The 25,176-nt window shown below is 65.5% G+C and carries 28 protein-coding genes; 14 read left to right on the top strand and 14 right to left on the bottom strand.

Annotated elements, in window-relative coordinates:
• Nucleotides 1-141: 141 nt before the first annotated feature.
• Both LH19_RS15975 and LH19_RS15970 read right to left on the bottom strand, forming a co-directional pair.
• Nucleotides 142-2,208, bottom strand: a complete 2,067-nt coding sequence (locus tag LH19_RS15975) for a prolyl oligopeptidase family serine peptidase (protein ID WP_158514441.1) — start codon at nt 2,206-2,208, stop codon at nt 142-144.
• Nucleotides 2,209-2,225: 17 nt separating this feature from the next.
• Nucleotides 2,226-3,917 carry a DUF885 domain-containing protein gene (locus tag LH19_RS15970; protein ID WP_158514440.1) on the bottom strand — a complete coding sequence of 564 codons (1,692 nt, stop codon included), beginning with the start codon at nt 3,915-3,917 and terminating at the stop codon, nt 2,226-2,228.
• A 118-nt stretch (nt 3,918-4,035) separates the two neighbouring features.
• Between LH19_RS15970 and LH19_RS15965 the strand changes: the two genes are divergently transcribed.
• On the top strand, nt 4,036-5,211 hold the full coding sequence (locus LH19_RS15965; protein ID WP_054730053.1) for a helix-turn-helix transcriptional regulator: 1,176 nt from the start codon (nt 4,036-4,038) through the stop codon (nt 5,209-5,211).
• Nucleotides 5,212-5,238: 27 nt separating this feature from the next.
• Here the strand turns inward: LH19_RS15965 and LH19_RS15960 are convergent, their stop codons facing one another.
• Nucleotides 5,239-6,129 carry an alpha/beta fold hydrolase gene (locus tag LH19_RS15960; protein ID WP_054730051.1) on the bottom strand — a complete coding sequence of 297 codons (891 nt, stop codon included), beginning with the start codon at nt 6,127-6,129 and terminating at the stop codon, nt 5,239-5,241.
• A 117-nt stretch (nt 6,130-6,246) separates the two neighbouring features.
• Nucleotides 6,247-7,398 (bottom strand): helix-turn-helix transcriptional regulator, encoded by a 1,152-nt coding sequence (locus LH19_RS15955; RefSeq protein ID WP_054730048.1) that lies wholly within the window; start codon nt 7,396-7,398, stop codon nt 6,247-6,249.
• 169 nt (nt 7,399-7,567) lie between these two features.
• Here LH19_RS15955 and LH19_RS15950 point away from each other — a divergent pair, with 169 nt between their 5' ends.
• The 10 genes from LH19_RS15950 (at nt 7,568) to rplA (ending at nt 17,446) form a co-directional block, all read left to right on the top strand.
• Nucleotides 7,568-8,065, top strand: a complete 498-nt coding sequence (locus tag LH19_RS15950) for an SRPBCC family protein (RefSeq protein ID WP_054730040.1) — start codon at nt 7,568-7,570, stop codon at nt 8,063-8,065.
• Nucleotides 8,066-8,178: 113 nt separating this feature from the next.
• Nucleotides 8,179-10,212 (top strand): prolyl oligopeptidase family serine peptidase, encoded by a 2,034-nt coding sequence (locus LH19_RS15945; RefSeq protein WP_054730038.1) that lies wholly within the window; start codon nt 8,179-8,181, stop codon nt 10,210-10,212.
• Nucleotides 10,213-10,256: 44 nt separating this feature from the next.
• Nucleotides 10,257-12,371, top strand: a complete 2,115-nt coding sequence (locus LH19_RS15940; RefSeq protein WP_054730036.1) for a TonB-dependent receptor — start codon at nt 10,257-10,259, stop codon at nt 12,369-12,371.
• A 148-nt stretch (nt 12,372-12,519) separates the two neighbouring features.
• Nucleotides 12,520-12,840, top strand: coding sequence for a DMT family transporter (locus LH19_RS15935; protein ID WP_054587103.1), 321 nt, complete (start codon nt 12,520-12,522; stop codon nt 12,838-12,840).
• Nucleotides 12,841-12,870: 30 nt separating this feature from the next.
• Nucleotides 12,871-14,223: an MFS transporter gene (locus tag LH19_RS15930; protein ID WP_082395783.1), complete on the top strand. Its 1,353-nt coding sequence runs from the start codon at nt 12,871-12,873 to the stop codon at nt 14,221-14,223.
• 186 nt (nt 14,224-14,409) lie between these two features.
• Complete coding sequence (gene secE / locus LH19_RS15925) at nt 14,410-14,607, top strand: preprotein translocase subunit SecE (RefSeq protein WP_054730026.1); 198 nt, start codon at nt 14,410-14,412, stop codon at nt 14,605-14,607.
• A gap of 44 nt (nt 14,608-14,651) precedes the next feature.
• Nucleotides 14,652-15,188 (top strand): transcription termination/antitermination protein NusG, encoded by a 537-nt coding sequence (gene nusG / locus LH19_RS15920; protein WP_054587106.1) that lies wholly within the window; start codon nt 14,652-14,654, stop codon nt 15,186-15,188.
• A gap of 40 nt (nt 15,189-15,228) precedes the next feature.
• Entirely contained in the window at nt 15,229-16,155 is a 927-nt protein-coding gene (locus LH19_RS15915) for an acyl-CoA thioesterase (RefSeq protein ID WP_054730022.1), read from the top strand.
• A gap of 156 nt (nt 16,156-16,311) precedes the next feature.
• Nucleotides 16,312-16,743 carry a 50S ribosomal protein L11 gene (gene rplK / locus LH19_RS15910; RefSeq protein WP_054587108.1) on the top strand — a complete coding sequence of 144 codons (432 nt, stop codon included), beginning with the start codon at nt 16,312-16,314 and terminating at the stop codon, nt 16,741-16,743.
• Between the two features lie 4 nt (nt 16,744-16,747).
• A complete protein-coding gene (rplA, locus tag LH19_RS15905) occupies nt 16,748-17,446 on the top strand; it encodes a 50S ribosomal protein L1 (RefSeq protein ID WP_054730017.1) in 699 nt (232 codons plus the stop codon).
• Nucleotides 17,447-17,498: 52 nt separating this feature from the next.
• On the opposite strand, the gene LH19_RS15900 is transcribed toward rplA, so the two are convergent.
• From LH19_RS15900 to LH19_RS15885, 4 genes are all read right to left on the bottom strand, one after another.
• Nucleotides 17,499-17,909 (bottom strand): VOC family protein, encoded by a 411-nt coding sequence (locus LH19_RS15900; protein ID WP_054730014.1) that lies wholly within the window; start codon nt 17,907-17,909, stop codon nt 17,499-17,501.
• Nucleotides 17,906-18,553, bottom strand: a complete 648-nt coding sequence (locus tag LH19_RS15895) for a heme exporter protein CcmB (RefSeq protein WP_054730011.1) — start codon at nt 18,551-18,553, stop codon at nt 17,906-17,908. The genes LH19_RS15900 and LH19_RS15895 overlap by 4 nt, the downstream gene beginning before the upstream one ends.
• A 124-nt stretch (nt 18,554-18,677) precedes the next feature.
• On the bottom strand, nt 18,678-19,262 hold the full coding sequence (gene ccmA, locus LH19_RS15890) for a heme ABC exporter ATP-binding protein CcmA (RefSeq protein WP_054729999.1): 585 nt from the start codon (nt 19,260-19,262) through the stop codon (nt 18,678-18,680).
• Nucleotides 19,259-19,687 carry a metallopeptidase family protein gene (locus tag LH19_RS15885; protein WP_054587113.1) on the bottom strand — a complete coding sequence of 143 codons (429 nt, stop codon included), beginning with the start codon at nt 19,685-19,687 and terminating at the stop codon, nt 19,259-19,261. The genes ccmA and LH19_RS15885 overlap by 4 nt, the downstream gene beginning before the upstream one ends.
• A 51-nt stretch (nt 19,688-19,738) precedes the next feature.
• On the opposite strand from LH19_RS15885, the gene LH19_RS15880 reads away from it, so the two are divergent.
• The 3 genes from LH19_RS15880 to LH19_RS15870 are packed head-to-tail and all read left to right on the top strand — an operon-like array spanning nt 19,739 to nt 22,127.
• Nucleotides 19,739-20,026: a 4a-hydroxytetrahydrobiopterin dehydratase gene (locus LH19_RS15880; protein WP_054587114.1), complete on the top strand. Its 288-nt coding sequence runs from the start codon at nt 19,739-19,741 to the stop codon at nt 20,024-20,026.
• A 4-nt stretch (nt 20,027-20,030) separates the two neighbouring features.
• Nucleotides 20,031-20,672 (top strand): YoaK family protein, encoded by a 642-nt coding sequence (locus LH19_RS15875; RefSeq protein ID WP_054729992.1) that lies wholly within the window; start codon nt 20,031-20,033, stop codon nt 20,670-20,672.
• A 57-nt stretch (nt 20,673-20,729) separates the two neighbouring features.
• A complete protein-coding gene (locus LH19_RS15870; RefSeq protein ID WP_054729989.1) occupies nt 20,730-22,127 on the top strand; it encodes an amino acid permease in 1,398 nt (465 codons plus the stop codon).
• A 3-nt stretch (nt 22,128-22,130) separates the two neighbouring features.
• Here LH19_RS15870 and LH19_RS15865 read toward each other — a convergent pair whose 3' ends face one another.
• The 6 genes from LH19_RS15865 to LH19_RS15840 form a co-directional block, all read right to left on the bottom strand.
• Nucleotides 22,131-22,433 carry a TFIIB-type zinc ribbon-containing protein gene (locus LH19_RS15865; RefSeq protein ID WP_054729986.1) on the bottom strand — a complete coding sequence of 101 codons (303 nt, stop codon included), beginning with the start codon at nt 22,431-22,433 and terminating at the stop codon, nt 22,131-22,133.
• A gap of 135 nt (nt 22,434-22,568) precedes the next feature.
• Complete coding sequence (locus tag LH19_RS15860; protein WP_054729982.1) at nt 22,569-22,778, bottom strand: helix-turn-helix domain-containing protein; 210 nt, start codon at nt 22,776-22,778, stop codon at nt 22,569-22,571.
• Nucleotides 22,778-23,305, bottom strand: a complete 528-nt coding sequence (locus LH19_RS15855; protein WP_054587119.1) for a DUF2975 domain-containing protein — start codon at nt 23,303-23,305, stop codon at nt 22,778-22,780. The genes LH19_RS15860 and LH19_RS15855 overlap by 1 nt, the downstream gene beginning before the upstream one ends.
• Before the next feature lie 220 nt (nt 23,306-23,525).
• On the bottom strand, nt 23,526-23,846 hold the full coding sequence (locus tag LH19_RS15850) for a DUF2218 domain-containing protein (protein WP_054729980.1): 321 nt from the start codon (nt 23,844-23,846) through the stop codon (nt 23,526-23,528).
• The gene (locus LH19_RS15845; RefSeq protein WP_407696662.1) at nt 23,846-24,451 is read right to left on the bottom strand and encodes a PadR family transcriptional regulator; all 606 of its coding nucleotides are present in this window, start codon (nt 24,449-24,451) and stop codon (nt 23,846-23,848) included. The genes LH19_RS15850 and LH19_RS15845 overlap by 1 nt, the downstream gene beginning before the upstream one ends.
• 112 nt (nt 24,452-24,563) lie before the next feature.
• Nucleotides 24,564-25,007, bottom strand: coding sequence for an acetyltransferase (locus LH19_RS15840; RefSeq protein WP_054729976.1), 444 nt, complete (start codon nt 25,005-25,007; stop codon nt 24,564-24,566).
• Nucleotides 25,008-25,176 lie beyond the last annotated feature (169 nt).

The raw sequence follows: 25,176 nt of genomic DNA, 5'->3' as shown, positions 1-25,176 counted from the left end.
CCCCAATATTTCTGTCATTATCGAACGGTCGACCGCCCGGTTTCCGAGCTTTGGTCGCAAGCTAATCTTCGACCGGCACCATCGCTTAGGCGAACGTGCAAAACTGTTCGGAGATCGGCGGAATCGGCGTTTAGAAGCGCGCTATTCTTCGAGTCCGAGCTGGTGGGCGAAGAAGGCGAGGTTGTCTGCCGACACGCGGACCTTCTGCGCCTTGCCGACCGAGCCGTGCCCGGCGTCGGCGCGGACCCGGAGCAGGATCGGCAAGTCGCCGATCGAAGCCTGCTGGACGCGCGCCGCGAACTTGCGGCCGTGCCAGGGCGGGCAGCGCGGATCGTTCGCGCCGCAGTCGATCAGCAGTGCCGGGTAGGAAAGACCATCGCGGACATTCTGATATGGCGACCAGCGATGGATCGCTTCCGCCATCTCCGGGTCGGCAGGGTCGCCATAATCGAGCGAGGAGACCATCGTGACCGGGTCGCGCACGCGGGCGAGGACGTCGGTGATCGGGACGACGGGGATGCTGGCGCGATAGAGATCCGGACGCTGCACCGCGACCGCCGACGCCATGACGCCGCCGTTCGAACCGCCGGTGACGCCGAGGCGTGCGGGCGCGGTGATACCGCGCGCAATCAGATCCCCGGCGATCGCGTGAACGTCGTTGAAGCTGTTCTGCTTGAGCTTCATCCGCCCCTGCTCGAACCACGGCGTACCATGCTCGCCGCCGCCGCGCAGATGCGCGAGCGCGACGACGCCGCCGGCTTCGATCCACGCTGCCCACTGGGTTCCGAGCCAGCCCGGCGCGACCGTCACATTAAAGCCGCCATAACCGGTAATCACCGTCGGCTGTGGCTTCGAGAGGTCGAGGTCCGACCGCGCGACGACATGATAGAGGACGCGCGCGCCGTCGGCACTGCGGCAATCGAGGTCGCGGACCTGCACGTCGAGCCGGTATTTCGGTTCGCCCAGCTTTTTGGTTTCACGTGTCGCGAGGTTCGCGCTGTAGAGCGCGGGCGCCCGATCGAAGGCGGAGAAGACGAACAGGATTTCGCCTTCGGCGGCGCGCGCGATCGGGTCGAGCATCGTCGGCAGCACCATATTGGCGCCGAAGCTGTTGACCATGCCGCGGCCGGGGAGGGCGATTTCGCCTTCGATCTCTCCTTCTTTGTCGATCACGCGGAGGCGCGAATAGGTGTCGACCCATTCGAGGAGGACGGCGCGACCGCCCGTCACGAGCACGAACGCCAGCACATTGTCCGACGCGGGGACGATCTCCTGCCACGTTTCGCGATCGGCCGGCGTTGCCAGCGGGATCGCGACGAGCCGGCCGCGCGGGGCGCCGTCGTCGGTGATCGCGAGGAAATTGTCGCCGAGGATGTCGCCGCGGAAGATGCCGGGGATACCCTTCAGGAAGGGCTGCCAACCCGCGTCACCCTGCGTATCGAGGATATAGTCGAGCCGCGGCGCGAGGTGGTCGAGCGCCAGCACGATATGGCGGCGGTCGGCGCACAGGATCGGCCGCACGACGGGATGGTCGAGGACGACATCTTCGGCCGGCGCCTGCGACGGCGCGTCCAGCAGGAGGCGCCGGAGACCCGGTTCGCCGGCAATCGCGGCGTCGAGCGCGAGATAGAGGAAGCCGCTGCCGTCAGGCAGCCAGGCGAAGTTCTGCGGTTTGCGGTGGGGCAGGCCGTCGACGAGGGTCGCGCCGGTGTCGATGTCGATGACGCGGACATCGGGCTCTTCGCGGCCGCCCGCTGTCCACGCGAAGATCGCTTTGCGGCCGTCGGGCGAGGGGTGAAACCCGGCAAGATGCAGCGGTTCGTCGGTCCGCATCGCGTTGAGATCGACGATGCGTCGGCCGGGTTCGCCGGGCCCTGCGCTGACCTCGACCACCGCGAGATCCCGATCCTCGGGCACATGGCGCCGGAACCAGCGCCCGCCCGCGAACATCGGCACCGTCACATCGTCGGTTTCGCCGATCGCCTGCAGCCGTTCGACGAAGGTCCCGAAGGCCGGGAGGGCGGCGAGATGCGCTTGTGCGAGGTCGTCTTGCGCCCGCTGCCATTCCACCACTCCGGGGTCGGTGTCCTCCTCAAGCCAGCGGAACGGATCGTCATAGCGGACAGCGCCGAAGGCGACGCTTTCGGGGCGGCTTGCGGTGTCGGGATAGGCGATGCGGACAGCCGGCGGCAAAACTGTGTCGGTCATGTTCGTTGTTCCTTCGTTCAAGCCGCGACGCCAGCGCGTTCGCGCGCCCATTCGTCGAGGCTTTGTTCGAGCACCGGGATCGGCAGCGCCCCCTGATCGAGGATCGCCTCGTGGAAATCGGCGAGGTCGAACTTCGGCCCCAGCGCGGCTTCGGCCCTGGCACGCAATTCGCGGAACTTCAGGCAGCCCCAGCGATAGCAGAGCGCCTGCCCGGGCAGGTCGGTGGCATAGCGCAAGATGTCGCTCGTTACCTGCTCGGGCTTTTCGAGCGTGTTGGCGCTCATATAGGCGTGCGCCTGATCGAGCGTCCAGCCGAGCGCGTTGAGCCCGGTATCGACGACGAGCCGCTGCGACACGAACCGCTGGTGCGACAGGAAGCCGTAATAATCATAAGGATTGTCGAAGAGACCCGCTTCCTCGCCGAGCCCCGACGCATATTCGGCCCAGCCTTCGTTGAAGGCGGTCGAGATCAGCAGGTTGCGGCGGATTTCGGGAAGCGCCTCATTCTCCTGCTGGCGCGAAAGATGGACATGGTGGCCGGGAACCAACTCGTGAAAGATAAGCGCCGCGGCATTCATCTGCATCCGCTCGGGAATCCCGTTGCCGCTGTAATAATAGATGCCGTCGGCGCCGATCTCCTTCGGCTGCGAATAATAGCCGAAGGTCATTCCCGCCTCGAGCTCGGCGGGCAGGCGCTTCACAATGCCTTTGGCGAGCGGCGCCTTGCGGAACATGCGTGCGAACACCGGCGCCATGCGATCGAGATGGCGGTTATAGGTTGCTTCCAGCGCCTCGGCCGATGGCGCTTTCGCTTTCGGATCGCGCGCCAGCAATTCGTGGAACGAGGCTTCGTCGCCGTTGTGGCCGAACTGCGCGACCCGCACGCGTTCCATCTCGGCGGCCAGCGCGGCGACTTCGTCGAGGCCGGTCTGGTGGAGGTCGGCAGGGTCGATGTCGGCGCCAAGATGATAGCGCAGCCACAGGCGATAGGCGTCGGCGCCGCCCGGCTGGTGCATCATGCCTGCGGCTTCGGGCGCCGCGGCTTCATAATCGGGACCGATCATGTCGATCAGGCGGGCGAAGGCGGGTTTGAGCCGTTCGTCGACAAGTGTCGCGATCGCCGTGCGCGTCTCTTCGCTCACTGCGCGGTCGTCGGCGGGAAGGATGGCGGTGACCGCCATCGAACCATTGCCTTCGAGCGCGCGGCGGGCACCTGGAAGCGCGGGCTTGGGCAGCCGCCAGCCGCGCCCGGCCTGTGCCTCGACACGTTCGCGCAGCGCCTCGACCAGATCGGCGAAATCCCCGGCCAGCTTCAGGTAACGATCCGCCTCGGCGGGATCGGTCAGGTCGATCGGCGCGAACAGCATTTGCGGGACCATCGACAGGAACAGGCTGGAATAGGGCGCAATGCCGAAACTCGTCCACCAGCGCTGCGGTTCGTCGATTTCGGTGTCGAGCAGGTTGGCGAGGAAGGCGGCGGTCAGCCGGTCGGTGCGATCGAGCCCCGAAATATCGATGCTGTCCAGACGCTTGCGCCGGATCCGCGCCGCCGCCGCGACAGCTTCGGCTTCGGCAAGGTCGCCGCGGCCGAACCCCGTGACCTTCCGGCCGGCGGTCGTGGCGGTATAGGGATCGCGCTCGAGCAAGGCTTCCCAGCTTTCGGTGACAAGCGCGTCGAGCGCCTGCTTCTGTTCGATATTCGTCGGCACGCCGGTCATCTCCCGTCTGTTATCGGGGCACCTTAACTGCGGACTGGACCGCCGACTTAGCTTATCGTACAAAACTGTTTGTTAATCGTCGAATTCACGGCCTGCCCGGGAGAATGTCATGCGATCGAGCCTTGCCGATGCCAGCACCGCCCCCGCCGATTCGGCGCTGACCCGGCGAATGGCCAAGCGGCGTTCGCGCACCGAGCTCGCAGTTGCGTCGCGATCCTCGACGGCACTCGGATTTCGGCGTTTCGCGATTGCCGGCGACCTTCCTCCCATGGCGATGAACTATGCGATGAAGCAATGGGCTGCGGGGTGGGCCGAGGAGGCGGCGAGGAACGCGGAGCGCGAGGTCGAGGCGGTCGAACCCCTGGGCGACACCCATCATTGCCGGGCCTATCCGGCGGCGGACATCGGCACCGGATATTTCGAATGTTGCGGTCTGGCCGACGGGTTCCTGATCCATTTCAACGATATCACCCATGCCGCGCCGTATCCGATGACGATATCGGCCCCCGATCTGTTGCGGGTGCGTGTCGCAAGCGACGACGATGCCGAATATGTCTCGCCGCGCGGCGACCGGCTCGACCTCAAAGGCGCCGGCTGTGCGATCATTATCGAACCCGCCGGCATGCCGCCCGCCCAGGCTGTGTTCGCCGGCCATTGCCGGACGGCGAGCGTCTATATCCACCGCAGCGCGCTCCAGCGCCTTTATGCCCAACGCGAACACGAACTGCCGGCGGTGCTGCAGGCCTTTATCGCCGGCAACCTGCGCCAGACGGTCGCGCGGCGCCTGCCGCTCGGGGCAGGGCTCATCCGCTGCTTGGACGACCTGCACGCCTGCGACCTCACCGAACACAGCCGCCGCCTGTTCATCCGATCGAAGGCGATCGAAATCCTCTGCCATGCTTTCAAGGCGATGGCGCAGGAGGAGGATTTCGGGTCGCCCGAAGCCTCGGCGCTGATGACGCGCGGGGTGCTGAGGGCGCAGCGCCTGCTGATCGACAATTTCGCCAGCCCGCCGTCACTCGACGACCTTGCGCGCGAGGCGGGGCTCAGCCGCAGCAGCCTGTGTGCGGGCTTTCGCCAGATCGTCGGCCAGACGGTGTTCGACTATATCGCCGACCTCCGGATGCAGCATGCGCTCGCCTTGCTGAACCAGCGCGACGCCTCGATCACCGAGATCGCCTATGCGGTCGGGTACAGCCATCCGTCGAGCTTCTCGCTCGCAGTGCAGCGCCGTTTCGGTACGTCGCCGAGCGAGTTACGGCGGCGCGGACTGCCGGCGATCTGATCGCGAGCCCGCCGCGGTGCGCTCCGCTCAGCGCTCGAAATAGCTTGCGATCATATCCATGATCCGCCGCCGCACATCGGGGTGCGAGAAGGCGTTATGCCCGTATGAAAAATAGTGGAAGCTGGCGTCGGGGTTATGATCCGCGAGCACCAGCGCAAAGGGCGCCTGCGCGTCATGGACGCCGCAGAAGAAGTCCAGGCGGGTGGGGATCGAATGCGGGTCGAATCCCCAGTCCGCCGATGCCCAGCGCACTTCGGCGAGGAGCGCGGCCTTGTTGTGGCATGCCATGATCCGCCACTGCAGGTCGGCGACATCGGGCTCGGTGCCCGGCGGCGGGCCGATCAGGTTCGCGCGGTCGAACCGCCCGGTGCTTGGCCGCCGGGCCGCCTTCATCTTCGGCATCCGGCCCGCCGCCACTTTCGCCAGCGTCGCGAGCAACCACGGCGCGTGCCGCATCAGGCGATAGGCGACGGCCACCGAACCCGGAGAAACGCGCCGTGCCACCGGGTCGAACCATGGAACAGTCGGATTGATCGGAATGGCACCGAGAACGCGCGGCGCCATCGTCGCGGCGGTCGCCAGCGTCATCATGCCGCCGTTCGATTCGCCGAGGCAGGCGAATTTTTCGATTTTCAGCCGGTCGAGCAACTCGGTCAAATCGTCGGAATAAGCAGCAACGGGGCGGCCGGGGCAAAGCGTCGAATCCCCGGCGCCGGGCCGGTTGGTCGAGATGAGGCGGAGGTTGTTCCGCACCGCCTCGCGATAGAAAATCCCGGCTTCGAGGCTGAAGCTGCCGCCGCCGTGGAAATAGAGTACCGGCCGTCCGTCGGGCACGCCGAACTCCTGCCAGGACAATGTCCGCCCGTCGGCAAGCGTCATCGATTGCACCGGCGGATCGATCAGAGCGATATCTTCCATTTGCACCCCGCAGCCTTCTGTATCGGAACCCGCATATGACGCACGCTGCCGGCCCGCTTAGGCGTGCGTGCAAAACTGTTTGGCAATCGTCGGAAAGGCGCCGGCCGCTGCGAGATGTCAGGCGGCCGGAAGACCGCGCCGCCGCAGCTCGCTCGCGGTCGTGCCGAAGCGGCGCTGCACCGCGACCGAAAAGCTCGAAGGATGGCCATAGCCGACCGCATAAGCGACTTCGGAGATCGTCGCGCCGCTTTCATTGAGCAGGGCCAGCGCCTGCTGCATGCGCAGGTCGGCGATATAGTCGAACACCGTCTGGCCGACGATCTGGCGGAACGCCGCGCACAGGCCGCTGCGGCTGAGCCCGACCTGATGCGCGAGGTCGTCGAGTGACGGCGGGCTCACGAAATTGTCGCTCAGCAGGCGCTGTGCCTTGAGGACGCCACTGGCCGCGAGCTTCGACGCGCCCGCGAAGGCTTCGCCATTCGCGTCCTGGTCGAGGGCCTCGAAGGCGTGACAGAGGATCTCGATGGCCTTCGACTGGATCAGCAACCGTCGGCTGCGGCCTTCCAGCGTGCAATCCTTCAGATCCTCGAGGAAGCGCAGCAATTGCGGTGTCAGCGGTAAACGGCGCGCGACCGTGGCGGGCAGGCTGCCGGCGATGAAAGCCCTGAGCAGCGCCGGCAGGTCGCCTTCCTCTCCGGCGTACAGGCGTTTCAGCGCGTCGCAGTGGATATAGAGGTGGACACCGAGGTTGCGCCCGAAGAACACCGTCTCGGCCGGTGGCTGGCCGGCCGGTTCGATGATGATCACCGCGCCCGGCCCCTTGAAGTCGACGATTTCGCCACGCGCGGTCGCATATTCGCCGTCGCCCTCGCTCGCGATGATCACCCGCAGCATATTGTCGGCGACCATCGTTGTCGCGAGCGGTTCGAGGTAGGTGGTGTCGCAAATCCCTGCGAAAAAGCCGTCGTCCAGCCGGCAGAATTCGAAATGCCCGAACGCATGGTCGGTCAGGCCGTGAACGCGAAAATGGCCGGGGTGGCCAAGCTGCGTAAAGGTTTCGACGCCCGGAATCCGCTCGGGGTCTTCGTCACCAAGGAAATCCGGCACTTCGCGCTCGACCGATACTGCGGGCAATGTGTCTGCATCGACGGGAAAGCGGCGCCGCGCAGCGGCGGCCGTCACCCGAAGGCTTTTGCGGCCGCGGGTGAGCGGCGAAATCGTCACGGCGGCAGTCTGCGCGCCGGAACCGGGAGGGATCGCTTGCTGCATCGCATCTCCTGACGCCGTCATTTTGGACGCTCAATATACACTATTGTACGATATCGAATGGAGCTCGTCCAGACCTTGCCCTTATAACCCGCGACGGCCGGGCGTTCCAGACCGGCTGCGGCCGCGAAAGCCCGGGAAAGGGCAGGTCGATATATTCGGGAGATAGCGAGTGGCTGAACAGGTTCCGGTGACGATGGTCAATCATGTGGCGCTGGAGATGGCCGCCGCGCCCGATGCGGTGTGGCGCGAAATCCTGAGCGACTATGTCGAAGCCAAGAAGTTTCGCGAATTCGGCACGATCGAACCGCTCGACGATCCGGCCGCGACCCTCGGCGGCTATCGCATGCGCTTCGAACAGGATGGCGTGGTCGACGAACGCATCGTCCACATCACCGAGCGCGACGACACCGCGCGCCGCCTGAGCGTGATGGCCGATTATCTCTCGGTGCCCGGCGGCATGCGCGTTTACGCAACCTATCATGCGCGCGAAGCCGCGGGCGGTACCAGCTATGCCATCGATTGCCACACAAGCGTTAAGGTCGATGCTCCGGCCGGCGGCGACGGGCCGGATCTCGCGGCGGCGGTCGCCGAAATGACCTCGGGCGCCGATGTGCACCTCAATGCCTATCTTGCGAGCATCAAGGCGCGCGTCGAAATGCCGGGCTGATCCGCACGCGCTGCCGGCGATTTTGGAAAATCGCCAAAGGCTTTTGTCCGCTCGCGAATGGAGCGGGACCGGTGGGCGACTACACTCGCCCGATCATGGAAAGAGGAAAAGACATGCAGGCGAAGCCCGTCCGCAAGACCATCGGCGGCGTCACGTTCGAGGATCGCTTCGCGCATCTTCACGACGACACCGCCGAGGCGCTCGAATGGCAGTGGAAGCGCGACCGGGTCGCGCGCGCGGCGGCCGAGGCTTCGCCCAACTTTGCCCCCGTTCGCGACCGGCTGCTCGAACTGGCCGATGCCGGCGGCTATTTCGTGCCGCGCAAGCGCGGCGCCTTCTGGTTCGGCTATGCGCAGGATGGTGACGATCAGGTCTTGCGGGTCAGCACCGAGCCGGACGGGCCGGGGCGCACCATCGTATCGAGGCAGGTGATGTCGGCGGCGAACGGCGGCGGCAATGTGATGCTTGCGTTTGTGGAGCCGTCGCCCGCCGGCCGTTTCGTCGCGATCGCCTGGGGCGTCGACGGTGACATGATGGGGACATGGTCGGTCTATGAAAGCGCGACGGGACGGCATGTCCTCGATGTCGCCGCGATTCTTTATTCGGGTGCGCGGCCCGGCTGGCTCCCCGACGAAAGCGGCTTCTGGCTCGACGGCCGCACCGTGGAGGGCGTGCATGAACTGCGCTTCGTACCCGTGGCCGAAGGCGCCAGCGAACGCGCCGCGGTGCCGCTTCCCGAGCAACTCGTCGCGGCCAAACATTCGGGCCTGACGCTGCAGGTCTCTCCCGACGGCCGCCGCGGCGTCGCCGTCACCGAACCGCACGAGCATGTTGCGCTCGTCCACGTCGACCTCGAAACGCTCGTGCCGACGCCTTTCCTGCCCGAGAATTTCGAGGGCGAATGCGATGGGAGCTGGATCGACGGCGAGACTTATGTGGCGCGCGTCAACAACGGCGTTCCGCGCGGCCGCGTCGTCGCCATTCCGGCATTGACGTCGCGCGATATGGCGACCTGGCGCGAACTCGTCCCTGAAGGCGAGGGCTTCATCGGCTGGGCCGGTGTCGTCGGCGAACGGCTTTATGTCGGCGACCTCGTCGACGTGTCGCTGCGCGTGCGGGTCTTCGATCTCGCCGGCAGGCTGGTCGAAACGCTGCCGCTGGAAAATCCGGGATCGTCGCAGTCGATGCTCACCGAACGCGCGGTTCGTCCGACCGACATGTTCGCGCTGACGCACACGACCTTCACCCGTTCGTCGGTGCTGTTCATCCACGATCCGCAAACCGGCGAACTGCGCCGCATCGGCGAAGCAAAGCACGAACTGGACCACGCGATCGCCGAACGGCGCTTCGCGACCAGCCGCGACGGGACGCGCATTCCCTACTTCGTCGTTCGCCGCAGGGACGTTGACCCGGGCCGCCCGCAACCGACGCTTGTCTATGCCTACGGCGGCTTCAACCTGTCACAGCTTCCGTCCTTTCCCGCGACGCACGTGCCGTTCATCGAAGCGGGCGGCGTCTTCGTTCAGGCGTCGCTGCGCGGCGGCGGCGAATATGGCAAGGCGTGGCACGACGGCGGGCGATTGTTCGACAAGCAGAACACATTCGACGACCTGCGCGCGGTGGCCGAGGCGCTGATCGCCGACGGCATCGCGGTGCCCGACAAAATGGCCTTCATGGGCGGCAGCAACGGCGGCCTGCTCGCCGGGGTCGCGATCGTCCAGCAGCCCGATTTGTGGCGGGCGGTGGTGGCGACGGTGCCGATCTTCGACCTGCTGGAACCGTTGCCCGACAGCGCGGCCGTCGCGGGGGTGCGGGCCATATTTTTCGAGGATTATGGCGATCCGTCACAGCCCGATCACGCCGCCAGTATCCGGCGCTGGTCGCCCTATCACAACGTCCGCGACGGCGTCGCCTATCCGGCGATTTATCAGGTCTTCGGCGAGAAGGATCTCGGCTGCATGCCGTTCCATGGCCGCAAATTCACCGCGCGGCTCGACGAAGCCAATGCCGGCGATCGTCCGATCCATCTGCGCGTCTGGCGCGATACCGGCCATGGGGCGCACGATCCGGCCGATGCCGCCCGCTGGAACGGCGAATGGCTGGCTTTTGTGATGGACCAGATCGGCCTGACCGCGGCGCGCGCATAGCCCGGCATCGCGGAAATCTCGAAACACTATAGGGGAGCGGCAAGATGAAAAAACGGATCATGACTTTGATGGCGGGTACGGCGATGCTGCCGGCCGCCGCCTTTGCGCAGGTGACGGGCGGCAGCGATACGGCCTCGGAAGCATCGTCGGGCGACATCATTGTCACCGCGCAGCGCTACGAACAGCGGTTGCAGGACGTGCCGCTGTCGATCAGTGCGATCGGGGCCGACGAGCTTGCGGCGCGGGGAACGACCGATCTCAAGGACCTGCAATATTCGGTGCCGGGCCTCTCGACCTATGAATATGGCGTCAGCCGCCAGTTCGTGCAGCTCCGCGGTCTCGCGACGACGATCGGTTCTTCGACCGTCGGGCTCTATCTCGACGAAACACCGCTCGGGCTCGATACGCAGGGCGATCCGTTCAACGTCCGCCTTTACGACATGGAACGGGTCGAGGTGCTGCGCGGGCCGCAGGCGACGCTCTACGGCCAGGGCTCGATGGGCGGCACGATCCGTTACATTCCGGCGGCGCCGCGGCTCGATGCGGTCGGCGGATCGTTCGAGGGCGAATATTCGTCGACCCGCTATGGCGACAGCAATTACAAGGCGGTCGGGGTGCTCAACCTGCCGATCGCAACCGACAAGCTCGGTGTCCGGCTGGTCGCGGGCTATGAACGGATCGGCGGGTACATCGACAATGCCGTCAGCGGCGAAAAGAATATCAATTCGGCCGACATCTATGTGCTGCGCGGGACGCTGCTCGCGCAGCCTTCGGACCGGCTCAGCCTGTCGCTGATGGGCGTCTATCAGGAATCGAAACAGGCCAATCAGGATTTCGGCGTCGTTTACCGGACGACGGCGTTGCTGCCGCAGCCGGTCAACGATCGCTATACGCTGTTTCAAGGGAAGATGAGCTACGACCTCGATACCGCGCTCCTCAGCTTTTCGACGAGCTATATCGACCGGCACAACAGCGGTCAGTCCGACGTTTCCGCCTTCTATCTGCCGACGCTGAACATGATCTTCCCGCCGGGTTTCATCGACCGCGTCGGCACCGCGACCGATTCCGATTTCAACATCTACAACGGGGAAATCCGCCTCGCGTCGCAAGGCGACGGCCCCTTCGGCTGGCAGGTCGGCGCGATCTACCGCGATTCGAAATTCCATTCGGTCACGACGACCCCGACGGCGCCGAACCCCTCGCCAATCGATCTTGTCGCCTCCGACGTCCTGTTCCGCAACAAATCCTACGCGCTCTATGGCGAAGTGAATTATGCCTTCACGCCGCAATTGAAGGCGATTGTCGGCCTGCGCTATTTCGACGAACACAAGACGGCGCATATCGAAAGCGTCAATTTCGGCGTGCCGACAACCGATATCGGTGACGGCAGTTTCAACTCGTTCAACCCCCGCTTCAACCTCAGCTACGAATTCTCGCCCAGTTCGATGGTCTTCGTGAACGTCGCCAAAGGCTTCCGCAGCGGCGGATTCAACGCGACCTCGGTGGGCCCGGGTATTCCGCCGACTTATGATTCGGACGAGATCTGGACCTATGAACTCGGGACGAAGCACCAGCTTCTGGATGGCAAGCTGACGCTCGACGCGAGCCTCTATCGCAGCGAATGGTCGAAGGTGCAGTCCTATACTTTCGTTCCCGGCAGCGCGCTCGCCGCGGTCACCAACGGCGGCCATGTCGACGGCTGGGGTGTCGACCTGTCGGCGACGGCGCGGCCGACCAGGGCGCTGACGCTGACCGCGACCTATGGCTGGAACAATCTGAAGTTCGACAAGGCGACGATCGACAAGGCGGTCGGCGATCCGGTCGACGGTGCGGTACGCGAATCCTGGTCGGCGTCGCTCGATTACCGGCCGCAATTGACCGACAGCGTCACCGGCATCTTCCGCATCGATTACCAGCACGCCGGGCCGTCGCAGATCACGCTGCGCCTCTTCAACGTGCCGCCGGTCATCCCGCGGCCGGGTCGCGATCTGGTCAACCTGCGCGTTGGTGTCGGGTTCGGTCCGGTCGAAGTCGCGCTGTTCGCGAACAATCTGTTCGACGAAAACGCGCCCAACCTCATCGGACCGCTGGGGACGATCGGCGAGAATATCGAGCAGCGGCCGCGCGTGATCGGTATCGGCGCGAACGCGCGATTCTGATCCGCGACGACGCAGGCGGCGGCTGCAAAGCTTGCCGCCGGCGCTGCCCAGCGCTATGGGGCGGCCGGTAAAGGAGGCCACGTCCTCGCCCGCTCCATGCGCGGGTTTCAGGTCCGGGACGGCCCGGCGGCTTTGAAGGAGGCTGCCCATGGCTTGGGTCTATCTTGGTATCGCCGGACTGCTCGAAATCGTCTGGGCTTTTGCGATGAAGCAATCGGACGGTTTCACCCGATTGGGACCGTCGATCGTCACATTGGTCGCCATGATCGGCAGTTTTGTGCTGCTGTCGCTGTCGATGAAATCGCTGCCGCTCGGCACCGCTTACACGATCTGGACCGGGATCGGGGCGGTCGGCGCTTTCCTTGTCGGGATCCTGTGGCTCGGCGAACAGGCGAATGCGATGCGGATCGCGGCGGCGCTGCTGATCGTCGGGGGGCTGTTGCTGATGAAGCTGTCGTCGCCTGCCTGACCTGTGATTTGTTGACATTGCTGTCAATAGCTGGAAGCTAGCCTTCCCGTTGCGGGAGTTAGCGTCCTGGCCAGTACAGCCCTGCCATCATCCGGCCGCCCCGGGGAAACGACGGCCCTGCGTCCGCGCGTTGTCGCGGCCTATGCCGCGACCGCGGGGCCGACGGTCATCCTCGGGCTGCCGTTCAGCGTCTATCTGCCGCCCTATATCGCCGAGGGCGGGGCGATCTCGGTCGCCCTCGTCGGGCTGCTCTTTTCGCTGACGACGATCTGGGACGGTATCGTCGATCCGCTGATCGGGACGATGGTCGACCGCGTCCGCACCGGCATCGGCGCGCACCGGCGCTGGATGCTGCAGGCGATCGTGCCGCTGTCGCTGCTGCTGCTCGCGCTGGTGACGGTGGGTGACCGGCTGCCCTTCGCGGCGCTGTTCCTGATGATGGTGCTCTTCTATTCGAGCTACAGCCTCTACGAGGTCGCGCAATTGTCGTGGGGCGCGGCGCTGGTGCGTTCGCCCGCCGACAGCGCGCTGCTTTACGGGATGCGCGACTGGTTTTCGAAGATCGCGCTGATCCTTGCCTTTGCGGCGCCGGCGGCGGCACAGTTGCTGATCCCCGGGATCAGCCTGCAGGGCAGGATCATCGCTTATGCCAGCGTCTTTCTGGTCATGGTGCCGATCGCGCTGTTCGCGATCCGCCACGTCCCGCGCCGCCCGGTGGTCGCCGAACCGGGGATCGGATGGCGGCATGAAATCCGCGCGTCGCTCGGCTTTCCGCCGCTGATGCTGTTGCTCGGGGTGCAGTTCCTCAACAGCTTCGCTTTCGGGTCGCTGACCTCGCTGTTTGTCTTCTTCGCCGCCGCGGTGCTCGACCTGGACGCGCAGAGCGCGGTGCTGCTCTTCGCGAGCTTTATCGGCGGCGCGCTTGCGTCGCCGGTCTGGACATTTCTTGCGCGGCGGTTCGGCAAGCCGCCGATGATGATGGCGATGGGGCTGCTAATTTCCACGCTGCTCGTCACGACGCTGTTCCGGCAGCCGGAGGGGCTCGGGCAGGCGGTCGGCTTTTCTCTCGCGCTCGGCACCGGCTTTGTCGGGCTGCTCTTCACCTATTCGATGCTCGCCGACCTGATCCCGCGCGATGCCGAGCGGTGCGGGCGGAACCGGTCCGCCTTTCTGTTCGCGCTTTTGAACCTGATGCAGAAGTTCGGGGTCGCCGCCGCGATCGCGGTCAGCTACGCGATGCTCGATATCGTCGGTTTCGATCCGCAGAACGGACAGGCGGCGGCGCGCGAACTCCATCTCCTCTTCGCGCTCCAGCCGACCGCGAGCTGGATCGTCATGGCCGGTCTGCTTGTATTGATGCAGCGCAGGTTCGCCCGCCTTTGACTTGCAATCGCCGCGCGGCCCAAGTAAAGGCCGCCCATTCGGACAGATGCGCCGTTTTCCTTCCGCCTTTCGCCGACATGCTCGGGTAGGGTGGGCGGACTATTGCCCGAAGCGCGCTTGACGTGCGGGGGGCGGCAACCCATCTGGCCGTCAGTTATTGGACGCACGAAGGACAGGACGATCGACATGGCCAAGACCAGCATCGGCGAATTCGTCAATCAGGTGAAGTCGGAAGCCACCAAGATCGTGTGGCCGACCGGTCGTGAAACGGTGCAGACGACGATCATGGTGCTGATCATGACGACGATCCTCGCGCTGTTCTTCGTCGGCGTCGACACGGTTTTCAACGCGATCGTCGGCTGGCTGACGTCGCTCGCGCGCTGAGCCGCGCGACCTTTACGGACTTACAGGGACAGGACACGCAGATTATGGCGCGCTGGTACATCATTCACGCCTATTCGGGTTTCGAGAACAAGGTACGCGATTCGGTGATCGCCGAAGCCGAACGCATGGGGCTGACCCAGCTCGTCGAAGCGGTCGAAGTGCCGGTCGAGACGGTCACCGAGGTGAAGCGCGGCAAGAAGGTGCAGGCCGAACGCAAATTCTTCCCCGGCTATGTTCTCGCCAAGCTGACGATGACCGACGATGTCTATCACCTCGTCAAGAACACCCCGAAGGTCACCGGCTTCCTCGGTTCGTCGGGCAAGCCGCAGGCGATCAGCGAAGCCGAGGCCGCGCGCATCCTGAACAGCAAGGAAGAGGCTGCGGCCCGTCCGAAGCAGGAAATCCGCGTCGATTACGAAATCGGCGATCAGGTCAAGGTGCTCGACGGTCCGTTCGCCAGCTTCAACGGGCTGGTCGAGGAACTCGATTTCGAAAAGGCGCGCGTCAAGGTCAGCGTGTCGATTTTCGGTCGCGCGACCCCGGTCGAGCTCGATTTCGAGCAGGTCGAACGCATGAAGTGACGGCCGGCGCCGTCATCCTTCCCCAACGGCGGATGAGCATATGAGCCTGACTCCCGATGCAGTTCAGGCTCGTCTCGAACGCGCGCGTGCGATCAACGCCAGCGTCGATGCAAGTGAAGTCGTCGCCGCAGTGGCGCGACTGTTCGACCTCGAACCGGCGGACGAGGCCGACGAATTCACCTTTCCCGCGGCGGCCACTACGGCGCGCGAGCGCATCTTCGGCGGGCAGGTGATCGCGCAGGCGATGGTCGCCGCCGCACGCACCGTCGATGCCGGAAAACAGGTCCATTCGCTGCACGCCTATTTCCTGCGCGGCGGCGACGAGACCAAACCGCTGCATTTCCGTGTCCACCGCGACTTCGACGGGCGCAGCTTCGCCAACCGCCGCGTCGTCGTGCGGCAGGACGGCAAGGTGATCTTCAACCTGACCGCTTCGTTCCAGCTTCCGACGCCCGGTCTGTCGCATCAGGTCCCGATTCCCGACCTGCTGCCGCCGGAGGCGTGCCGCGACTTCCTCGAGACGATCGCCGCCGATCCGAACGTGTCCGAGGACACTTTCTTCCATATGGCGCGCCGCCGCCCCTTCGAGCTGCGCAATCATCGCCCGCCCGCGTCGGCAAAGGCAACGCAGCATTATCAATGGTTTCGCGTCGCGGCACCGGTCGGCGACGACCCGCTTGTCCACCGTGCCTTCCTGGCCTTCGCGTCGGACATGGGGCTCCTGTCCTCGGCGATGCTGCCGCACGGGCTCAATTTCATGACGCCCGGCCTGTTCTCGACCAGCCTCGATCATGCGATGTGGTTTCACGACGACATCCGCGTCGACGAATGGTTCGTCTATGTGATGGACAGCGACTGGACCGGCGGCAGCCGCGGCATCAATCGCGGGCTGATCTACCGACAGGACGGCACGCTGATCGCGTCGGCGATGCAGGAAGGGCTGCTGCGGCTGGTGCCGCAGGGGTAAAAGCCTTGCTTTGCAGCCGTTTTGCGGCTAACGGCGCCGCTTCGCGTCAGATAAGGGCGTGATTCCGCGCGGGAGGAAGGGGTGATGCCCTTCTGTTCGACCGCTTATTTTGAGCCCCGGATCCGGTCCGGGGCGACAGAAAGACAGGAGGCTATCATGGCCAAGAAGATCAGCGGCTACATCAAGCTGCAGGTGCCCGCCGGCACCGCCAACCCGTCGCCGCCGCTCGGGCCGGCGCTCGGTCAGCGCGGCGTCAACATCATGGAATTCTGCAAGGCGTTCAACGCCGCGACCGATGGCATGGACAAGGGCACGCCCACGCCGACCATCATCACCGTCTATGCCGACAAGAGCTTCTCTTTCGTCACCAAGACGCCCCCGGCGACCTATCTGATCAAGAAGGCCGCGAACCTGAAGTCGGGTTCGAAGGAGCCCGGCAAGATCAGCGGCGGCAAGATCGCCCGTTCGAAGCTGACCGAAATCGCCGAGATCAAGATGAAGGATCTCAACGCCAACGACATCGAACAGGCGACGAAGATCATCGAAGGCAGCGCCCGCTCGATGGGCCTCGAAGTGACGGAGGGCTGAACCCATGGCTAAGCTGACCAAGAAGCAGAAGGCCCTTGAGGGCAAGGTCGATGCGCTGAAGCTCCACGGCGTCGACGAAGCGATCAAGCTGGTGCGCGAACTGGCGACCGCCAAGTTCGACGAAACGCTCGAAATCGCGATGAACCTGGGCGTCGATCCGCGTCACGCCGACCAGATGGTCCGCGGCGTCGTCACGCTGCCCGCCGGCACCGGCAAGGACGTCAAGGTCGCGGTCTTCGCCCGCGGCGATAATGCCGACAAGGCGCTGGCCGCCGGCGCCGACAAGGTCGGTGCCGAAGACCTGATGGAAGACATGCTCGCGGGTAACCTCGACTATGGCCGCGTCATCGCGACGCCGGACATGATGGGCATCGTCGGCCGCCTCGGCAAGACGCTGGGTCCGAAGGGCCTGATGCCGAACCCGAAGCTGGGCACCGTGACCCCGAACGTCGCCGAAGCCGTGAAGGCCGCCAAGGGCGGTCAGATCGAATTCCGCGTCGAAAAGGTCGGCATCATCCACGCTGGCCTCGGCAAGCTGTCGTTCGGCGAGGAAAAGCTCCGCCAGAACTTCGACGCTTTCGTCGATGCGATCGTCAAGGCGAAGCCGGTCGGCGCCAAGGGCAAATATGTCCGCAAGGTCGCGCTGTCGTCGTCGATGGGCCCGGGCGTGAAGGTCGACACGGCCGACGTCGCCGGCGCCTGATCGGCACCGCAACGATTTAAGGGAGGGGCCGGGGGAAACTCCGGCCCTTTTCTTATTCAGGTCGGCGAAACTCGATCAGGTCCCACTTGTTGCCATAGAGGTCGAGGAACACCGCCACGGTCCCATAATCGGCCTCGAGCGGTGCGCGCTCGATCCTGACGCCCTTGTCGAGCAGCCGCTGATAGTCGCGGGCAAAATCGTCGGTCTGCAGGAACAGGAAGACGCGGCCGCCCGACTGGTCGCCGATGAATGCGGCCTGATGTTCGTTTGTCGCGCGCGCCAGCAGGATCGTCGCGCCGCCCGGCGGGTTGCCCGGCGGGGCGACGAGCACCCAGCGCTTGTCCTGCGCGGGCTGATAGTCGTCGGCGACGAGCGTGAAGCCCAAGGTGCCGACATAGAAGTCGATCGCCTCGTCATAGTCGCGCACGACGAGCGCGACATGCGCGAGCGACTGGCGCGTCATTCGCGCAGCCCCCGCAGCGCCGCGCCTGCCGCGAACGGCCCGATCATGGTCAGCAGCAGGCTGGTCGCCGCGAGCAGCTTGATGGCGCCGCGCCCCGACGGGTCGAGCATCCCGGCGCCGAAGATCAGCAGCGGCACGGCAAGCGGCAGGATCAGCAGCCCGCCGATCGCGCTGCCACCCTTGTGGTTCGCGGTCAGCGCTGCGCTCAGCACCGCGAGCGACGCCAGCGCAGGGATCGCGATCGCGATGCCGGCCGCGAGCAACTGGGTGCGCCCGCCATCCTGCGCAAGCAGCGCCGCCGCCGGAAAAAGTGCGATGAGGAGCGGCAGCCCGAAACCAATGCCATGGGCGCCGATCTTGACCGCCGCGATCAGTTCGTCGGCGAAGCCGCGCACCGCAAGCTGGTCGAGCACGCCGGTGTCCCGATCGGGCTTTACCAGCCGGTCGATCGGCAGCAGCGCCGCGAGCAACGCGGCGACCCACACCATGCCGCCGCCCGCGCGGCGCAGCAGCGGCGCATCGGGGCCGACGGCAAAGGGAAAGGCGGTCGCGACGAGCAGGAAGAAGAGCACCGGCAGCCACAGCGCGCCGCTGCCCCACGCCCGCCGCAGGTCGCGCCAGAACAGGGCGATGAGGGCGGTCACGCCGGAAACCCCGAGCTCGTCATTGCGAGCGAAGCGAAGTAATCTCCAGCTATCGGCCTCGCGCAAGGCCGATAGCTGGAGATTGCCACGTCGCCTTCGGCTCCTCGCAATGACGGAAGCCGTCTCATGCCAGCGCGCCCATATCGAGTTCGGCGAGGTCGGGAATGCCGAGCGCGAAATGCGAGGCGAGCAGCACGGCGCCGCCGTTCGCGCGGTGCTTCGCGACGGCCGCGACGAGCCGCGCCTGCGCTGCGTCGTCCATGCCGTTCGCAGGCTCGTCGAGCAGCCAGATCGGCGCGCCGCTTGCGATTACCCGCACCATCGCGGCGCGCTTGCGCTGGCCGGTCGACAGCATCGACACCGGCACCTCGGCAAGCGGGGCGAGCGCCATGTCCGCCATCGCCCGATCGACGGCATGCCCGTCGACCGTGTCGACCCGCGCCCAGAAATCGAGCGCGCGGCGCAAGGGAAGTTCGGCGTCGAGTGCGGCCGCCTCGTCGATCAGGGCGACCCGCTCGCGCCGCTCGACCGTGCCCGCGGCGGGGCGGAGCAGCCCCGCGGCAAGGCGGATCAGGCTCGACTTCCCCGCGCCGTTGGGACCGCGCAGCCACAAGGCATCGCCGCGGTTCAGCACCAGCGACAGCTTTTCGAAGAGCAGCCGGTCGCCGCGGATGCACGTCACGTCGTCGAGCCGCAAAAGCCCGGTCACGCCATATCTTCCAATGCGTGCATATCGTCGTCGGAAAAGCCGAAATGATGGCCGATCTCGTGGATCAGGACGTGACGCACCAGCCATTCGAGCTTTTCGCCGGTCTCGATCCATTCGACGAGGATCGGGACACGATAGAGCGTTACCCGGTCGGGCATGCCGCCGCTCTGGTCGATGCTACGCTCGGTCAGCGGCCGGCCCTCGTACAGGCCGGTCAGATCATAAGGATGTTCGATGTCGAGCGATGCCAGCACCTCGTCGTCCGCGAACTCCTCGATCGCGATCACGACGCCTGCGATATGCGGCGCGAAAGCGGCGGGCATCGTCTCCAGCGCCGCCTCCGCCATCGCGAACAGCGCGTCGGCGTCGGGTGCGCCGCCGGTCCAGCCGGCGGGCAATCGGTCAAGGGCACTCTTGTCGCTCATCGCGCCCTTCCTTATGGCGGCCGCACGATATTGACCAGCGGGAGAAAAGACATGGTCCAGAAACTCGACGATGCGCAGCGCAGCGCTCTCCTTGCCCGCTTCCCCGAGTGGACGCACGAGCCGCAGCGCGACGCCATCACCCGCCAGTTCAAATTCGCCGATTTCGCGCAGGCCTTCGGCTTCATGGCGAGCGTTGCGATCATCGCCGAGAAGATGGATCATCATCCCGAATGGTCGAACGTCTACAACCGCGTCGACATCCTGCTGACCACGCACGACGCGGACGGCCTGTCCGAACGCGACGCGAAGCTGGCCGAAGCGATCGAAGCGCTGGTCTGAGGCGATGATCCGTTTCGACCGCCGGGTTCGGATGCTTGCGGTCGGAACGGCAATGCTTGCCGGCTTCGTCGATGCGACCGGGTTCGTCGAATCGGCGGGCTTTTTCGTTTCCTTCATGACCGGCAACTCGACCCGCTTTGCGGTGGGGGTAGCGGAGTGGCGCGATGCCGCGCTGATCGCGGGCGCGCTCATCGCCATCTTCGTGAGCGGCGTGGTTGCCGGTTCGCTGATCGCGGCGCGCTTCCGGCGGGTACGGACGCCGCTGGTGCTCGCATGTGTTACGTCGCTGCTGGGCGCGGCTTTCGCGCTGCGTCTCGCCGATGCGGGGTGGCCGGCTGTCGCTTGCCTGGCCCTCGCGATGGGCGTCGCCAATGCGGCGTTCGAGGGACGCGACGGGGCGGTGGTCGGCGTAACCTATATGACCGGAACATTGGTGCAGATGGGGCAAAAGATCGCCAATGCGTTACGGCGCGAGGGCGACGGCCACTGGTTGCCGCATCTCGGGCTGTGGGGCGGGCTGGTGGCCGGCGCATCGGCGGGCGCTGCCATGGTGACCTGGCGACCGCTGGCGGCCTATGGCTGTGCCGTTCTGCTTTCCGCCGCGCTGTCGCTTTATGCCCGGTCGATCATGCGGATTCCCGCCTGACCGCCTTGCCTTCGGGCCCGTCCCATCGCACAAGCGGGCAAAATGGGGAGCCCACGCATGACCGACAGCCTGTTTCGCCGCAAACCGATCATTCCCGAACCACATGAGGGGCAGGCGCTGGCGCGGACGCTCGGCTGGCCGCATCTGATTGCGCTTGGCGTCGGGGCGATCGTTGGCACGGGTATTTTGACGCTGATCGGTGTCGGCGCCGACAAGGCGGGCCCCGCAGTGATCCTGTCGTTCGGCATCGCGGGTCTGATCTGTGCCTGCGCCGCGCTCGCCTACGCCGAAATGGCGACGATGATCCCGGCGTCGGGCAGCGCCTATACCTATAGCTATGTCGTGATCGGCGAACTGCTCGCCTGGGTCGTGGGGTGGAGCCTGATCCTCGAATATTCGCTGGTGGTCAGCGCGGTCGCGGTCGGCTGGTCGGGTTATGCTGCGCCGCTGTTACAGGCATGGGCGGGTGTGCCGATGGCGCTGATGCAGGGGCCCGAACTCGGCGGGATCGTTAACCTGCCGGCGATCGCGATCATCGCCATCGTTGCCGGGCTACTGCTCGTCGGTACGCGCGAGAGCGCGACGCTCAACGCCGTTCTGGTGCTGGTCAAGATCGTTGCGCTGGTGGTCTTCGTCGCGGTGGCACTGCCGGCGTTCGATGCCGCGAACCTCGAACCCTTCAGCCCCTATGGCTTTGCGAAGCATATGGGTCCCGACGGCGTCGAACGCGGGGTGATGGCGGCGGCGGCGATCATCTTTTTCGCCTTCTACGGCTTCGACGCGATCGCGACTGCGGCCGAGGAAGCGAAGAACCCCGACCGCGATCTCAAGATCGGCATCGTCGGATCGATGGTTGCGTGCGTCGCCATCTACATCGCCGTTGCGGTCGCCGCGGTCGGCGCCATCGCCTATACACGTTTCGCCAACAGCCCCGAGCCGCTGGCGCTGATCCTGCGCCAGCTCGGCAGCCCGCTCGCGGCGCAATATCTGGCGGTATCGGCGATCATTGCGCTGCCGACGGTCATCCTTGCCTTTTTCTACGGGCAGAGCCGCATCTTCTTCACCATGGCACGCGACGGACTGCTGCCTGCCAGCCTCGCCAAGCTGTCGTCGCGCGGGACGCCGGTGCGCATCACCATTTTCACCGCGCTCGTCGTCGCCGTGCTCGCCGGCTTCATCCCGCTCGGCGAACTGGCGGCGCTGGCCAACGCAGGGACGCTTGCCGCCTTCAGCGCGGTGTCGGTGTGCATGCTGATCATGCGCCGCCGCGCGCCCGATGCGCCGCGCACCTTCCGTACGCCGCTGCCGTGGGTGGTCGGCGGCATCGCGGTGGTCGGCTGCATCTATCTGTTTTTCAGCCTGCCGGCCCAGACGCAGTTCTGGTTCGTGGTCTGGAACGTCGTCGGGCTCGGCGTCTATTTCATCTACGCGCGCCGGAACGCGGTCATCGGCTGACGATCAGTCGAACAGATCGCTGAGGAAGCTTTTATACTTCTTCTTGTACGGCTTGCCATGGTGGCGGTCGTCGTAGCCGCGCTCGCGATATTCGGGCTGCGGCGGCGGCGCGGATGCACGCGGGGCCGGGGCACTCGCGGTCTCGCTGCGCTCGATGATCTTGTCGAGCTCGCCGCGGTCGAGCCAGACGCCGCGGCATTGCGGGCAATAATCGATCTCGATCCCCTGGCGTTCCGACATGGTGAGGTTCACGCGGCAGGTCGGGCAGAGCAGCCCCTGGGCATCGGTCACGGATGTTCCTTTCATCGATAAAAGCGGCCCGACGGGGCCGCTCCGATCCAACGTCCTGCCATGTCTTGCGTTCCGCGTCGCGGGCAAAAGAAAACCCGCCCCGGCGCAAGATTCCGGGGCGGGTGAGGGGGAGGGATAACCGCGCTGTGTTCAGCCGTCGGATTCGAACGCCAGCAGGTCGCCGGGCTGGCAATTGAGTTCGGTGCAGATCGCCTCGAGCGTCGAAAAACGCATCGCCTTGGCCTTGCCGGTCTTGAGGATCGAGAGGTTGGCGAGCGTGATGCCGATGCGCTCCGACAGGTCGGTGAGCGTCATCTGCCGGTCGAGGAGCAGATCGTCGAGCTTCACGACGATCGCCATCAGACGGTGCCCTCCAGTTCGTCGCGCATCGCGCTGCCCTGTTCGAACACCGCGGCAAGCACGAAGGCGAGCAGGATTGCCAGTACCCCGCCAAGCGACAGGCCGCCGGCACTGCCGAGGTCGCTGCCGGTCGCGACGATGCGGCTGGAAATCCAGTGGATCGGCAGTGCCGCCGCCTGCGTGACGACCAGCGCCCAGCCGACGCGGCGCAATCGCTGCGCGCTGGTCGGCGCGAAAGGATCGCCGGTTGCCGCGCTCGCGACCAGCGCCTGAAGCTGGCGCAGCATGAAGGCGGTGGCGAGGAGAATGGCGAGAAACAGCAGCATCATGAAGCCGAGCGGCGCACGCGCCGAGGCGACGTCGAGGAAAACGCCGGTGTCCTTGAAATGGGCGAGCGTTTCCGGCCAGGCAAAGGCCAGCGCGACGCCGATCGTGAGGACGAGCAGCGTGGCGACGGCGACCAGCCCGAGGAAGAGCCAGAGCAGGCCGCGTGTCGCACCGAGAAGGGCCGGGCTGGCGGTCGACATGTCATTCTCCGATGGATGTTTATCGAAAAACAATATGCCGATTCATGTTTATCGTCAATCGATAATATCGAAAAACGATATGAATCTATCCGTCATCCCGGCGAAGGCCGGGATCTTGCGTTGCATCATGGAGCATAAGCCGAGATTCCGGCCTTCAGCCAAAGGCTGAAGTTTATCCTGAGCGCCTGCAAGGCAGTCGAAGGGCCGGAATGACGGACAGCTAGAGCGCCTGCCAGTCGAAGGTCAGCGGCGCTTCGCGAAAGGCGAAGCGGTCGAGGTGGCGCGCGACGGCGCCTTTCAGTCCCTCGAGCTGCCCGTCGACGCTGGCGTCGACGCGGACCGCGAGCGCGTCGGGTCCGGCATCGAAGGTGACCAGTCCGTCGCCGGGCCAGTCGGCGCCGCGCGCGTCCTTCGGGAAAGTCACCGTGCCATGTTCGGCGGTGAACTCGACGGCAAGGTTATGCTGCCAGTGCTTGCATAGCTGCTGCAGATATTTGCTCGCATGCGCAGTCGGCACATTTGCGGTAGCGGATATCGTCATCACAGCCGCTCGATTTTCTGCGCGGCTTCGTCGATCAGCGCGACGACGGCGTGCAGGGTTTCCTGAGCGACATCGCGATGGCCGAGCCGGTCGACCAGCACCTGCCGCAAATTGCCCATGGCGCGGCGCACCGAAGCCGAATCCGTGCGCTGCCGTTCCTCGCCGATCGCGGCGAGGCGGGCGATCAGCCCGTCGACCAGTCCGGCGTTCGCGTCGAGTTCGGACCGGCCGTCGTCGGTAATCGCGAACAGCTTCTTGGCTCCGTCGCTCTGTTGCGCCTCAATCTGGCCCATGTCGTCGAGCAGCGTCAGCGTGGGGTAGATGACCCCGGGGCTGGGGGCATAGGCGCCGCCGGTCAGTTCCTCGATCTGGCGAATGAGGTCGTAGCCGTGGCGCGGTTCGTCGGCGATCAGCTTGAGCAGCACGAGCCGCAGTTCGCCGCTGTCGAACATCCGCCGGCGCGGACCGCGCCCTTCGTCGTCATGGCCGTGACGCCCGCCGAAGCCGCGGCCGAAGCCATGACCGAAACCGCGTCCGCGGCCGCCGCGATGCATGGCGTGGCGCTTCCCGCAGCCGCCGCCCATATGTCCGTAAAATCGCATCATATCTTTCCTTAGAGTGATTCTTGATAGTTCTAAGATATATCTTAATGAAAGATGCGCAAGGGGTATTTGGGAGAAACGGGCGAATGAAATGGAGGAACGGGGCGGCTGCGATCTAGCCGCGCGGCGCGTGACGCAGGTGGATCAACGGATAGGCACGGCCTTGGCCGTCGCGGTCGGACCGGCCCGTCCGCACAAAACCCATGCGCTCATAAAAACCGACCGCCTGCGCATTTTGCTCGTTCACATCGGTGGTCAGCGCCGGGAGCAGGGTGAGGGCATGTTCGACGAGCATGCGGCCGACACCCCGGCCGCGATGCGCGGGGTCGATGAACAGCGCTTCCATGCTGGACCCGTCGAGCAGCATGAAGCCCAGCGGCCGGTCGCTGCGATCGACGGCGAGCCAGAGTGGCGCGGCAGGGAGGAAAGACCGGACCTCTTCCTCGATTGCCATCCTGTCTTCGCGGGTAAGGAAGTCGTGCGTCGCATCGACGGCGTCGCGCCAGATCTCGATCACGCGCACCGCGTCGGCTGAAGTGGATTTGCGGATGGTCAGCATGCCTTCGCCCTTATGACACCGCGTGGCATCCGCCAAGCGTCCCGCCGGCTTGACTTTGCGCACGCGAGCGCTATGAGCGCCCCCGTGTTGCCACGGGTTCGCGCTCTGCGGATTTGGGGCAATTCCGTCCGAGACAGTTGGTGAAGGGAATTTGCCCTTCTTAATTTCC

This window comes from Sphingopyxis macrogoltabida, assembly GCF_001314325.1.
Lineage (GTDB): Bacteria > Pseudomonadota > Alphaproteobacteria > Sphingomonadales > Sphingomonadaceae > Sphingopyxis > Sphingopyxis macrogoltabida.
This window is presented reverse-complemented; position numbering and strand designations above follow the sequence as displayed.

Bases quoted from the DNA above. Each gene is read 5' to 3' on its own strand.
- LH19_RS15975 (WP_158514441.1), bottom strand. From the start codon at position 2,208: ATGACCGACACAGTTTTGCCGCCGGCTGTCCGCATCGCCTATCCCGAC.
- LH19_RS15965 (WP_054730053.1), top strand. From the start codon at position 4,036: ATGCGATCGAGCCTTGCCGATGCCAGCACCGCCCCCGCCGATTCGGCG.
- LH19_RS15960 (WP_054730051.1), bottom strand. From the start codon at position 6,129: ATGGAAGATATCGCTCTGATCGATCCGCCGGTGCAATCGATGACGCTT.
- LH19_RS15955 (WP_054730048.1), bottom strand. From the start codon at position 7,398: ATGCAGCAAGCGATCCCTCCCGGTTCCGGCGCGCAGACTGCCGCCGTG.
- LH19_RS15945 (WP_054730038.1), top strand. From the start codon at position 8,179: ATGCAGGCGAAGCCCGTCCGCAAGACCATCGGCGGCGTCACGTTCGAG.
- LH19_RS15940 (WP_054730036.1), top strand. From the start codon at position 10,257: ATGAAAAAACGGATCATGACTTTGATGGCGGGTACGGCGATGCTGCCG.
- LH19_RS15935 (WP_054587103.1), top strand. From the start codon at position 12,520: ATGGCTTGGGTCTATCTTGGTATCGCCGGACTGCTCGAAATCGTCTGG.
- secE (WP_054730026.1), top strand. From the start codon at position 14,410: ATGGCCAAGACCAGCATCGGCGAATTCGTCAATCAGGTGAAGTCGGAA.
- nusG (WP_054587106.1), top strand. From the start codon at position 14,652: ATGGCGCGCTGGTACATCATTCACGCCTATTCGGGTTTCGAGAACAAG.
- LH19_RS15915 (WP_054730022.1), top strand. From the start codon at position 15,229: ATGAGCCTGACTCCCGATGCAGTTCAGGCTCGTCTCGAACGCGCGCGT.
- rplK (WP_054587108.1), top strand. From the start codon at position 16,312: ATGGCCAAGAAGATCAGCGGCTACATCAAGCTGCAGGTGCCCGCCGGC.
- rplA (WP_054730017.1), top strand. From the start codon at position 16,748: ATGGCTAAGCTGACCAAGAAGCAGAAGGCCCTTGAGGGCAAGGTCGAT.
- LH19_RS15900 (WP_054730014.1), bottom strand. From the start codon at position 17,909: ATGACGCGCCAGTCGCTCGCGCATGTCGCGCTCGTCGTGCGCGACTAT.
- LH19_RS15885 (WP_054587113.1), bottom strand. From the start codon at position 19,687: ATGAGCGACAAGAGTGCCCTTGACCGATTGCCCGCCGGCTGGACCGGC.
- LH19_RS15880 (WP_054587114.1), top strand. From the start codon at position 19,739: ATGGTCCAGAAACTCGACGATGCGCAGCGCAGCGCTCTCCTTGCCCGC.
- LH19_RS15875 (WP_054729992.1), top strand. From the start codon at position 20,031: ATGATCCGTTTCGACCGCCGGGTTCGGATGCTTGCGGTCGGAACGGCA.
- LH19_RS15870 (WP_054729989.1), top strand. From the start codon at position 20,730: ATGACCGACAGCCTGTTTCGCCGCAAACCGATCATTCCCGAACCACAT.
- LH19_RS15865 (WP_054729986.1), bottom strand. From the start codon at position 22,433: ATGAAAGGAACATCCGTGACCGATGCCCAGGGGCTGCTCTGCCCGACC.
- LH19_RS15860 (WP_054729982.1), bottom strand. From the start codon at position 22,778: ATGGCGATCGTCGTGAAGCTCGACGATCTGCTCCTCGACCGGCAGATG.
- LH19_RS15855 (WP_054587119.1), bottom strand. From the start codon at position 23,305: ATGTCGACCGCCAGCCCGGCCCTTCTCGGTGCGACACGCGGCCTGCTC.
- LH19_RS15850 (WP_054729980.1), bottom strand. From the start codon at position 23,846: ATGACGATATCCGCTACCGCAAATGTGCCGACTGCGCATGCGAGCAAA.
- LH19_RS15845 (WP_407696662.1), bottom strand. From the start codon at position 24,451: ATGATGCGATTTTACGGACATATGGGCGGCGGCTGCGGGAAGCGCCAC.
- LH19_RS15840 (WP_054729976.1), bottom strand. From the start codon at position 25,007: ATGCTGACCATCCGCAAATCCACTTCAGCCGACGCGGTGCGCGTGATC.